Here is a 10,272-nt window from a genome sequence, read left to right on the forward strand (position 1 = left end):
CCTCAAGTTAACTTGAGGTTTTATCATCGTCCCCAATCTAAAAACACAATCTATCACCTTGTCGCCTAGTGCAGGTTTTGATGTTATCAAACAGACGTTACGAATCTTCAGTTATGAACTTTGAGCTCCGTAATTGAAGTCATGAGTGCATAAAGGTGAGAACAATGAACAGGGATCAACAATGAAAGTATTAGCGATTGGCGCGACCAACAGTAAAGCATCGATTAACCAACAATTGGCAGCGTACACCGCAAGCTTAATTGAGGGCGCACAAGTAGAGGTGCTCGATCTTAATGATTTCGAGATGCCTATTTACAGTGAAGACAGAGAAAAAGAGTCTGGCGTTCATCAACATGCGCAGCGCTTTTTTAGCAAGATTGGCGAAGCAGATGCTGTCGTCATCTCTTTTGCAGAGTACAACGGTTCATACACCGCAGCCTTTAAGAATGTGTTTGATTGGACATCACGAATCGACATGAAAGTGTACCAAGGCAAACCTGTTGTTATGCTCTCCACATCACCAGGCCCAGGCGGCGCAAGCTCTGTGTTGTCGTCTGCGGTAAATTCGGCACCTTACTTTGATGCTGATGTGAAGGGCTCGATGTCGGTGCCGAGTTTCTACGACAACTTTAATGTAGAAACGGGAGAGATCATCAATGCCGAAATAGCAGAGAACTTGAAATCGATCATGAGTCAGATTTAGAGAGCGAGAACACGACAATAAAACAAAGCAGCAATTTGCGTGGTTTCTTTTCATTGCGCCCGTTGTCAAAGTTTAAGGACATTAACTGGTTAAGGTAACAATAGGTCGTTATTCTAAAGTTAAAGTAAGCTTTAAATATTTATGATCTCAAGGATAGTGTAACAATGAGAAACATCGTATACCTCACCATAGGCCAGTTGGCAGAGCGCAGTGGCGTGGCTCCTTCGGCCTTACGTTTTTACGAAACCAAGGGGTTGATTGCTTCGATTCGCACTAACGGAAATCAACGCCGGTATCAGTCGGCGATGTTGAGACGAATTGCGTTGATACAAGTCTCACAGTCGATAGGCTTCACGCTAGAAGAGATCACCGAAGAGTTATCGACACTGCCGATGAACCATACCGCGACTAAGCGAGATTGGGAGCGCGTTGCTAAGAAGTGGCAGGGGCAACTCGACAGTAAAATGGCGCAGATTAAATCGCTACAAGAAAACCTAACTGGTTGTATTGGTTGCGGGTGTTTGAGTATGCAGAAATGCCAATTGTTGAACCCTGAAGATATTCTGCATGACCAAGGACAGGGCGCACAACGCATTGTTGATTAGACTAACTGAGTTCCTGAAAGACATGGAGCAACGGGCTAAGTTTTAGCTTTTACTCAATGGGTTAAGCAACAGTTGTGGCCGAATAGCGTGCCTAGACAATCACGAATTATAGGTCTAGTTTATGTGGTTCTTTCAATAAAAGAAGAGGTTAGTTATGTTCAGCCATGTTTTTCTCGGTACCAAAGATATTGAACGCGCGAAGGCTTTTTATGACCCAATCATGAAAGTGCTTGGTTATAGCGAAGGTTCTGTTGATCCCAAAGGGCGCTGTGTTTACGTTAGCCAAACGGGTGTGTTGGGTTTAACGAAGCCGATTGATGGTCAGCCTGCGACTCACGGCAACGGTATGACGGTGGGTTTTCTTGCATCCTCCCCAGAAGTTGTAGATGAGTGGCATCGTGTTGGCGTCGAAAATGGCGGTACCAGTATTGAAAATGGCCCCGGAGCGAGAGGTTCTGACGAGCGTCGCTTGTACATGGCTTATTTGCGAGATCCTGATGGAAACAAGATCTGTGCAACTCACTTTATGCCATAGTGGCGTATACTTATACCATAATGGCTTATACTTAGATGACATGGACTGTTAAGGATCGCTGGCGAATGCGAAGAACCAACAAAATGACACCTAATGAACTGTTTTATGAAAGCTTTGAGCGTTGCAGGATCGATGAAGAATTTCTAGAAACATTTTTGGCGGACTTCTGCGAACACAACCCTAGGTTTTCAGAGCGATTTGAAAACATAGGGTTAGAGCAACAAACCAAGATGCTTAAAGCTTCAATCATCCTTATCTATAACTCTGCAGGTCTGCCGAGCGTACGAAACTCGGTGAGAAAGCTTGGGAAGCGACATAAAGATTTAGGCATGGATATTTCTGAGCAAGAGCTCAACGAGTGGTTTAATTCCTTGCTCAATACGGTTAAAAAATACGATCCACTTTATGATGAAAATATCGAACAAGCTTGGGCACATACCTTGGAAACAGGACTTGCTATCATGAAGAAAGAGTGTGTAGTCTGAACCAAAATGTCTACAAAGTAAGCCACGAATCATATGTGGCTTACTTTAGTGTTATCCGTGACTAGATTAGAAGGTAAAGCCTGCTTGGATACTTAGTACCGACTCAGGAGTATACCAACTACTTGAACCACCGAACTCATACCAATCAAATCCAGCTCGAGTCACAAACTTGGAGTGGCCGAAAACTGGTTTTAGTGACTTGTATTCTGCGCCGATGCCGTAAGTTAAGCCAAAATCACCATGGGACCCTTTGTGGACTTCATTATTATCGTTAGATAGGAACACCAATTTGGTATCTGAGTGTGCGTAAAACGCGCCCGCCTTACCATAAACAGCGAAGTTTTCGCTGAAGCTGTGCTTATACATAGGTGTTAATGAAAGCATTAAAGAATCGAACTCTTGCTCTGTTTGAAGCACCTTGTCACCATTATAGCTAGTAGACTTATCGTCAGTGCTGATAACAAGTAACGTCGATTCAATATACCAATTGCTTTGAACGATCTGGCTACCTAACGTGAATTGAGCGCCAACGTCACCGCTATCCATACCTACACCACCTAATGTGTACATTTCGTTTGATGCGAAAGCTGAAGTTGATGCGATCCCCGTAACTGAGGCAATCGTAAGAGCCGCTAAGACTAATTTTTTCATTGTTTTTACTCTGGTTTGTAAATTTCGGGAGAGGATTTTAGCGGCATTTTTAAAATAAAAAACACCGTTCGAATGGGCGGTGGTAAGATTAAATGAAGATTAAATATCTCAAAACATAAGCCTGTATTTCCATGACCTAAAATTAGAATTTTTTAGATGGATTAAATGCGCGGTGTGCGAGAGTTACTCTATGATTTAATGGGTTTTCTATGAGGGAGGGCGGTGCATGTTTCACGAAGAAAAACCTCTGGCGACGGAGGTCATCACCAGAGATAAGAATCATTCGAGGCTTACGTTTTAATCGAAATTAAATCCAAATGACCAATGTTGGGTTGGCCGAGGTTCTAACACGTTACGATAATCGGATTAAAAGTGAGCAGCCCAATTTTTGTTGAGCTCCTTGGTCCAACGAACGCCTATCAGATAATCAATAGTGTTAATATCATACTAGTAGCGTTTGAAGCCTCAAGCTAATCCCCAAGAGGCAACTTATAGCTGTTTTTCAACTCTTTAACCGAGATATTCGACTGAATCGCACTCACGCCTTTGACTCGTCTGATCGAGCTAATACGCTCAAAGTACTCTTCTAAATCTTTCGCTAGCACTTGAATCATATAGTCGGCGCCGCCTGCAATGCAGTGACACATAGGAATCCAATCGGTTACTTCGACAAACTCTTCAAACGGTTCCGTGTTTTCGACCTCGTGGTTGCCCAGTGTCACTAGCGTAAAGCCTGCAACATGAAAGCCTAATTTCTTGCGATTCAGCTTAGCGGCGTAACCATCGATATAGCCCGTCTCTTCCATGCGTTTCCAACGGCGCCAGCATGGGGTCTCGCTGAGGTTAACCTTTTCCGCGAGCTTACTGTTGCTCATGCGTCCGTCTTGTTGGATATGTTCTAAGATGGCGATATCTGTGTCATCTAACACTTCTTTGGTGGATTCTTTCTGTTTCATGGTGTTTTTAGAAAAGTCTTGCTCAAATTTGGATTAATATTAGCCTATATAGCAATTTAATTCCTAGTCGAATCTGTAAACTCTCTCCGTATAAATACTTTACTTATTAGGAGTGAGAGGAAATGAGCTCTCAATTAATGCTGGCGTTCTTGCTATTTTCAACATCAATTGCAATTACACCTGGGGCAGGCAATATCGCATTACTTGGGATTTCAAGTCGTTATGGATTTGCTGCGACTTTACCTTTTATCTCTGGGAACGCTGTTGGCATCATCATCGTACTGGCAGGTTCTAGTGTCGGTTTGGTGAGCTTATTTACCCTTTACCCAGATCTTTATAACATTTTGAAATACGCGGGTGCGGCTTACTTGCTGTTTATGGCGTGGTCGATTGCGAACATGCAAATCGAAGAAAGCACGACTGATAATCGCTCGGGCTTTATGTCAGGCGTGTTAGTGCAGGTGTTGAACCCTAAAGGTTGGATTGCTTCATTAACCGTGTTTTCGCAGTTCATCACCCCGAATGCAGATTACTTGATCCAAGTAGTGACTATTATCGCGGGTATGGTTATTACCGGTGTGCCGTGCATGTTGGTGTGGGCGTATTGCGGCACCATGCTGAAAAAATTACTGCAATCACCAAAACAGATGATGTTTGTGAACCGTTGCTTGGGTGGAAGCTTAGCGATGGTGGTTGCCTTTATGCTTTATCAACCGGCATAAATCACAAAGAAAAAAACCACTCCTAAATCCATAGGAGTGGTGTCTAAATGTCGACTAAGTCGTTAACAGTAAATAAATAAGTTAACAAATATTTAAGGAACTTGAGCTAAAAGCTTTTAAGCCTAGAAGCTTTTAAGTTTGAAGCTTAAGCCGTTTCAGCCTCTTTAACTGGAGCTGAGTTACGGATTAGGTGGTCAAATGCACCTAAGCTTGCTTTCGCACCTTCACCCATCGCAATGATGATCTGTTTGTAAGGTACTGTTGTTACGTCACCCGCTGCGAACACACCTTTCATTGATGTTGCGCCATGAGCGTTAATTTCAATTTCACCGCGTGGTGAAAGCTCTACCTTCGAACCCTTCAACCATTCGCTGTTTGGCATCAGGCCGATTTGAACAAAGATACCTGCTAGTTCAATCTGTTTAAGTTCATCGGTGTTGCGGTCTTTGTATTCCAGACCGGTTACGCGGTTGCCATCACCAATCACTTGCGTTGTTTGCGCCATCTTGATGATTTCGATGTTTGGTGTTGCGTTCGCTTTGTCGATAAGCACTTGGTCGGCACGCAGTGTGTCTGCAAATTCAAGTACGGTTACGTGTTCAACGATACCCGCTAAATCAATTGCCGCTTCGATGCCTGAGTTACCACCACCGATAACCGCTGTTTTCTTACCTTTGAATAAAGGACCGTCACAGTGTGGGCAGTAAGCTACACCTTTATTGCGGTACTCTTGCTCACCCGGAACGTTCATTTCACGCCAGCGAGCACCGGTACTTGTGATAACCGTGCGAGCTCGTAGTGTTGCGCCGCTCTCTAGCTCTACGTGGATGTAACCGTCTTCAGTGTTTTCTGCCGCAATGATGTTTGCAGCGCGCTGCTCAGTCATCACTTCAACACCGTACTCTTTTACGTGCTCTTCAAGGCTGGCCACTAACTTAGGGCCAGTTGTCGCTTTCACTGAGATAAAGTTCTCAATCGCCATCGTATCCATCACTTGACCACCGAATCGGTCAGCAACCACACCGGTACGAATGCCTTTACGTGCTGCGTAGATAGCCGCTGAAGATCCCGCAGGGCCACCACCGACAACCAATACATCAAACGGTGCTTGTTCGTTTAGGTTGGCCGCTTTCTTTTCTGCTGCGCCTGAATCGACTTTGTTGAGGATTTCTGCCAGAGACATACGTCCTTGACCAAATAGCTCACCGTTAATAAACACGCTTGGAACTGCCATGATGTCGCGAGACTTCACTTCGTCTTGGAATGCTGCGCCATCAATCATCGTTGTCTTAATTAGAGGATTGATCGCCGACATCATGTTGAATGCCTGAACCACTTCTGGACAGTTTTGGCACGATAGTGAGATGAAAATCTCTACATTAAGCTCTTGATCGAGTTCTTTAATTTGCTCGATTACGTCCGCTTCAAGCTTGATAGGGTGACCACCACTATGAAGCAGTGCAAGTACCAGTGATGTGAATTCGTGACCCATAGGTAAACCGGCGAAACCGATCGCAGTGCCTTTCTCTTGGTTCACTACCTGCATGATAGGGCGGCGAGCACTTGCGTTATCATCTCGAATTACTTCAATTTTGTCGGTGAGAGAGGCGATATCATTCGCCAGATCTTGAAGTTTGTTTGCGGTGTCGCTGCTATCAAGGCTCAGCACTAACTGAACATTGGTTTTTAGGTTTTCTAGGTATGCTTTTAGCTGCTGCTTCATTGCTTGATCTAACATAATCGTGCCTGCTCTTAAATTCGGTGTCTTGGTATTGACCAATACCTTCTTGCTGAAAAAGGGAAATAAAAAGGGGGCGCAAGTCGGCAAATATTGTGGTGTTGATGTTTTGAAAGGGTGGCGCGCGACTGCCCTTTAGGAGGGGGGCCGAAGCGCGCCTGTAGAACCGTTTAACTGTTCTGTTTTACTCGTTCTTTCTTGGCTATTCTTGTTTAGCTAGGCTTAGATTAAATCTTGCCTACTAGGTCTAGAGATGGCGCTAGAGTCTCTTCGCCTTCTTTCCATTTAGCTGGGCAAACTTCACCTGGGTGAGCGGCTACGTATTGTGCTGCTTTAACCTTGCGTAGTAGGTCTTCTGCGTCACGGCCGATGCCTTCAGCTGTGATTTCCATTGCTTGGATAACGCCTTCAGGGTCGATTAGGAACGTTGCACGGTCTGCAAGGCCTTGACCTTCACGCATAACGTTGAAGTTATTTGTGATGTTGCCTGTTTGGTCGCCTACCATGAAGTATTCGATAGTGCCGATTTTGTCAGAAGTATCGTGCCATGCTTTGTGAGAGAAGTGCGTGTCAGTTGATACTGAGAAAACTTCTACGCCGCGAGATTGAAGCTCTGCGTATTTGTCTTGTAGGTCAACTAGCTCAGTTGGACATACAAACGTGAAGTCTGCTGGGTAGAAGAAGAATACAGCCCACTTGCCTTTAACGTCTTGCTCAGTGATTTCTACGAATTCGCCGTTTTTGAATGCTGTTGCGTTGAATGGTTTGATTTCTGTGTTGATCATGATTCGACTCTCTTTCTAATTTGTAGTGTTTAACGCTATCCCGCGTCGATGGAGCTATATTGCATTCGCACCGAAAATTAGTGAAATCGGACATTTCTATAGATTCAATAGGCAAATCCTATCTTCGAAATAGGAAGGCTATCCATAAAAAGGATTGGTAGAGATACCAATCCTTTTTTGCTTCTAATTACTTCTTACTGACTAACCTAAGTCTCTTTTAGGTGAACTTAACATTCGATTGTCTAATGTGATTAATAAAACAGGCAGTAGTGAAAGCAGCATGACTACCGCCAGTGTAGAAATACTGCTAACTCCCAAGAGGCCGGACGTAGCGACAAGCAGTGCGCCTCCTATCATTCTGAAAAAGCCATCAATAGATGTCGCCAAGCCAGCACAATACTTAAAAGGTTCAAGTGCAAGAGATGTAGCAGATCCAGATAAAAGGCTAAAGCCAGCTGCTCCCAATGCAGATAAAGCAAAGAATAAATAAGTAGCATCAAAGCTTATAAACAATAACCCCATTCCTCCGACGGTGATAACAGTGGCACCAAGTCGCACAGTATTCCTACGGCCAAACGACTTAATCAATCTGGGCGCTATAAGGCTAGCAAGTATTTGAAAACCTCCTATAACTCCAAACATAAGTGAGAACTGCACTTGAGAAAAATCGCCTTCGCTGATTGCAACAATTGGAGCAACGGAAATGTAAGTTAGCAGAGCACCAAAGCTGAGCATGTTCGTCAGTGAATACACCAAAAATGTACGATTACTTAAGATATCTCGCACGTTACATTTAAGTGCCTGTGTGTTCTTTACATCAACCGTGGTCTTAACACTCTTCTTAGACTGAAGTGCTACCGCTGATATAACAAATAGCAAGAGAGCTACACCAGCCATGAGGTAGAAGCCACCTGTCCACCCCCATAAGAGAGCCAACCCACTACCAATCAGCGGCGCAATGGTTGGTACTGCACTGGTAACGCCGCCCATATAGCTTAACCACTTACCCGCAACGTCACCTTCGTAGTTGTCGCGAACCCAAGCCATGGCGGTGATCATAGTGAATGAAGCGCCTACGCCTTGCTGAGCTCGCGCTGCGTATAGCATCTCTAAAGACGAAGATGCCACAACCAACAAGCTACCTGCTGCATACATGAACAGCCCAAGCATGGCAGAGAACTTACGCCCCTTGCGATCAGAAACTGGGCCCGCAATTAATTGACTCACACCCAGAGCCAGAACGTAAATCGAAATAGTCTGTCTTATTTCGCTATCAGAGACAGCAAAAGCCTCGATCATCTGCGGAAAAGATGGCAAGTAGATATCAATAGCCAGTGGCCCCAAAGGTATGAGGGAAAAAATAACCAGTAGTGGAAGAAATTTGTTACCTGCCATCTTAAACCCCTTTACTGACTTATTGGTGGATATAGCGACATACCAGAACGTGATGCGATGAAACTAACAAAGCTCATCATGCGCTCACTCATTTCTAGTTCAGCGACCATTGTGTGGTTTCGTAGCTCAGAAAACGCGGCTATGTCGTCAATGTTCAACTTGCGCTCACCAGATACAAGAACATCAATATCGAGCAAGGAATCCAGCTCTTCCAAGATTCGTTTAAGCTCCGGAAGGTACTCTTCTGTTCTCACCAACGCCTGCTCAATGGATTGGCTTAATGCGCCTTTGCGTGACTCAACAAATAGACAGAGAGCATCTGGCGTTGACAGCTCAGGGAGATTAAGCCGTGGCATGCGAGGATACAAAAGCTGTGCAGAGATCGGATAAAGCCGCTTTAGAAGGTTGTTCAAGGCTTCTGATACTTCGTAACGGGTGAACATGGGTTCATCTTGTTGATCTAAGTAGCGGATAATGTCGAGGCTCTCAACCATCACCGTATGCTTACCATCATGCTGTCGCTGTTCAAGCACAGGGACAGTCAACCTCTCTAGTTTCCCCTCTAACGATTCTGGCAATTGCCCCAAAGTCATAGGGTTAATTTCACAATCAATATTTTTAAGCCCAACAACGGTCTTAACACGAACACAAAATGGGCAGCTATCAAATACATGCAGCTTCATCATAAAGATCCTATTAATTACCGTGCCAAATCGAATAAGCCATGCGCTCTACATGAGCAGGAAAATGCTCTTTATAGTCTTTCCAGTGGCTGAATTTTGGTAGCTTTATCGACTCTTTTAGTTCATCTACAGACTTTCCTTCTTGCAAACCTTTCCATACTGCATCAAACAGAGCCTGAACGAATTCTTCACTTTCTTTTAGTAGCTCTGGCGAGTCGACTGGAGTGTGACCATTTATGATAGTGTCAAACTCTAGTTCTTTACGTACGCGCTTTATCGTGTTCAATGTAGCAACATAGTCCTGTTCAATTAAGCGTCCTCCGCTGACTAAGTACTGTGGTAAATGCCAATCTACTGCAACAAGTACTTTATCTTCCGGCATGTGAACAATACTCATACAGTTACCATCATTCTTGCCGTAGTAATGCAGATCGACATTTTTGCCACCAAGAGAAACTGTCATCTGGTCTTTGTAGGTTGTTGTTGGGTAGGCTACTTTGTCTTCCAGATCTCGTGAAAGCAAATCGGTACAGTATTCCTGCGCGATAAATTCGGCACCTTGTTCTTTGAATATCTTACCGCCGCGAGAGTGGTCAAAGTGATCATGGGAGTAAATCACTTTTTTGACAGGCTTCTCTGTTACTTTACGGATCTCCTTCATCATTTGTGCAGAACGAACATCGCCAGAAGGATCGGTAACAATCACACCCTCGTCGGTAATAACAACCAGACTGTTATAAAAAAACTGAGAATACTGATAGATACCGTCTTTTAGTTCTTTCATTACTGGCTTAGAAGGATCAAAACCATCGGTGGCGCTGGCACCAGAGACCATTCCAAGAGCTAGAGCCAAAGTGGCTATTTTTGAATTCAGTGACATTGTTGATTCCTATTTTCACTATTGATATTTAATGAAAGATAATTAACATTAACAAATAGAACAATACGCCAAAAAGTAACTTCACTTAATACAATAGGTATCAAATGGATAAGTATCGGAATATGCAGCTATTT

At 44.0% G+C, this 10,272-nt stretch carries 12 protein-coding genes; 5 read left to right on the forward strand and 7 right to left on the reverse strand.

All coding sequences use genetic code 11. The features are described 5' to 3' along the window. The first annotated feature begins 181 nt into the window (after window positions 1-181). The 4 genes from AB4232_RS10530 (at window position 182) to AB4232_RS10545 (ending at window position 2,328) form a co-directional block, all read left to right on the forward strand. Window positions 182-703 carry an NADPH-dependent FMN reductase gene (locus tag AB4232_RS10530; RefSeq protein ID WP_372087074.1) on the forward strand — a complete coding sequence of 174 codons (522 nt, stop codon included), beginning with the start codon at window positions 182-184 and terminating at the stop codon, window positions 701-703. A 164-nt stretch (window positions 704-867) separates the two neighbouring features. Further along, on the forward strand, window positions 868-1,308 hold the full coding sequence (gene soxR, locus AB4232_RS10535; RefSeq protein WP_372087075.1) for a redox-sensitive transcriptional activator SoxR: 441 nt from the start codon (window positions 868-870) through the stop codon (window positions 1,306-1,308). 154 nt (window positions 1,309-1,462) lie between these two features. Then, window positions 1,463-1,843 (forward strand): VOC family protein, encoded by a 381-nt coding sequence (locus AB4232_RS10540; protein WP_009847216.1) that lies wholly within the window; start codon window positions 1,463-1,465, stop codon window positions 1,841-1,843. 83 nt (window positions 1,844-1,926) lie between these two features. After that, window positions 1,927-2,328 carry a globin gene (locus AB4232_RS10545; protein ID WP_029224030.1) on the forward strand — a complete coding sequence of 134 codons (402 nt, stop codon included), beginning with the start codon at window positions 1,927-1,929 and terminating at the stop codon, window positions 2,326-2,328. Between the two features lie 66 nt (window positions 2,329-2,394). On the opposite strand, the gene AB4232_RS10550 is transcribed toward AB4232_RS10545, so the two are convergent. Both AB4232_RS10550 and AB4232_RS10555 read right to left on the reverse strand, forming a co-directional pair. Further along, a complete protein-coding gene (locus tag AB4232_RS10550; RefSeq protein WP_135384755.1) occupies window positions 2,395-2,979 on the reverse strand; it encodes an outer membrane protein in 585 nt (194 codons plus the stop codon). Between the two features lie 470 nt (window positions 2,980-3,449). Beyond that, window positions 3,450-3,935 (reverse strand): Lrp/AsnC family transcriptional regulator, encoded by a 486-nt coding sequence (locus AB4232_RS10555; RefSeq protein WP_004736367.1) that lies wholly within the window; start codon window positions 3,933-3,935, stop codon window positions 3,450-3,452. Window positions 3,936-4,057: 122 nt separating this feature from the next. On the opposite strand from AB4232_RS10555, the gene AB4232_RS10560 reads away from it, so the two are divergent. Next, window positions 4,058-4,657 carry a LysE family translocator gene (locus AB4232_RS10560; RefSeq protein WP_012604451.1) on the forward strand — a complete coding sequence of 200 codons (600 nt, stop codon included), beginning with the start codon at window positions 4,058-4,060 and terminating at the stop codon, window positions 4,655-4,657. A 145-nt stretch (window positions 4,658-4,802) separates the two neighbouring features. Here AB4232_RS10560 and ahpF read toward each other — a convergent pair whose 3' ends face one another. The 5 genes from ahpF to AB4232_RS10585 form a co-directional block, all read right to left on the reverse strand. Continuing rightward, window positions 4,803-6,395 carry an alkyl hydroperoxide reductase subunit F gene (ahpF, locus tag AB4232_RS10565; RefSeq protein WP_372087076.1) on the reverse strand — a complete coding sequence of 531 codons (1,593 nt, stop codon included), beginning with the start codon at window positions 6,393-6,395 and terminating at the stop codon, window positions 4,803-4,805. Between the two features lie 227 nt (window positions 6,396-6,622). After that, the gene (ahpC, locus tag AB4232_RS10570; RefSeq protein ID WP_004736364.1) at window positions 6,623-7,180 is read right to left on the reverse strand and encodes an alkyl hydroperoxide reductase subunit C; all 558 of its coding nucleotides are present in this window, start codon (window positions 7,178-7,180) and stop codon (window positions 6,623-6,625) included. A 201-nt stretch (window positions 7,181-7,381) separates the two neighbouring features. Further along, window positions 7,382-8,575, reverse strand: a complete 1,194-nt coding sequence (locus AB4232_RS10575) for a multidrug effflux MFS transporter (RefSeq protein ID WP_372087077.1) — start codon at window positions 8,573-8,575, stop codon at window positions 7,382-7,384. An 11-nt stretch (window positions 8,576-8,586) separates the two neighbouring features. Then, window positions 8,587-9,258 (reverse strand): glutaredoxin 2, encoded by a 672-nt coding sequence (grxB, locus tag AB4232_RS10580; protein WP_372087078.1) that lies wholly within the window; start codon window positions 9,256-9,258, stop codon window positions 8,587-8,589. A 13-nt stretch (window positions 9,259-9,271) separates the two neighbouring features. Beyond that, complete coding sequence (locus AB4232_RS10585; protein WP_065607706.1) at window positions 9,272-10,138, reverse strand: MBL fold metallo-hydrolase; 867 nt, start codon at window positions 10,136-10,138, stop codon at window positions 9,272-9,274. Window positions 10,139-10,272 lie beyond the last annotated feature (134 nt).

This window comes from Vibrio sp. 10N.286.46.A8 (genome assembly GCF_041470165.1).
Classification (GTDB): domain Bacteria; phylum Pseudomonadota; class Gammaproteobacteria; order Enterobacterales; family Vibrionaceae; genus Vibrio; species Vibrio tasmaniensis_A.

Excerpts from the sequence above, each read along its gene's own strand:
- AB4232_RS10530 (WP_372087074.1), top strand. The coding sequence starts at position 182 with ATGAAAGTATTAGCGATTGGCGCGACCAACAGTAAAGCATCGATTAAC.
- soxR (WP_372087075.1), top strand. The coding sequence starts at position 868 with ATGAGAAACATCGTATACCTCACCATAGGCCAGTTGGCAGAGCGCAGT.
- AB4232_RS10540 (WP_009847216.1), top strand. The coding sequence starts at position 1,463 with ATGTTCAGCCATGTTTTTCTCGGTACCAAAGATATTGAACGCGCGAAG.
- AB4232_RS10545 (WP_029224030.1), top strand. The coding sequence starts at position 1,927 with ATGACACCTAATGAACTGTTTTATGAAAGCTTTGAGCGTTGCAGGATC.
- AB4232_RS10550 (WP_135384755.1), bottom strand. The coding sequence starts at position 2,979 with ATGAAAAAATTAGTCTTAGCGGCTCTTACGATTGCCTCAGTTACGGGG.
- AB4232_RS10555 (WP_004736367.1), bottom strand. The coding sequence starts at position 3,935 with ATGAAACAGAAAGAATCCACCAAAGAAGTGTTAGATGACACAGATATC.
- AB4232_RS10560 (WP_012604451.1), top strand. The coding sequence starts at position 4,058 with ATGAGCTCTCAATTAATGCTGGCGTTCTTGCTATTTTCAACATCAATT.
- ahpF (WP_372087076.1), bottom strand. The coding sequence starts at position 6,395 with ATGTTAGATCAAGCAATGAAGCAGCAGCTAAAAGCATACCTAGAAAAC.
- ahpC (WP_004736364.1), bottom strand. The coding sequence starts at position 7,180 with ATGATCAACACAGAAATCAAACCATTCAACGCAACAGCATTCAAAAAC.
- AB4232_RS10575 (WP_372087077.1), bottom strand. The coding sequence starts at position 8,575 with ATGGCAGGTAACAAATTTCTTCCACTACTGGTTATTTTTTCCCTCATA.
- grxB (WP_372087078.1), bottom strand. The coding sequence starts at position 9,258 with ATGAAGCTGCATGTATTTGATAGCTGCCCATTTTGTGTTCGTGTTAAG.
- AB4232_RS10585 (WP_065607706.1), bottom strand. The coding sequence starts at position 10,138 with ATGTCACTGAATTCAAAAATAGCCACTTTGGCTCTAGCTCTTGGAATG.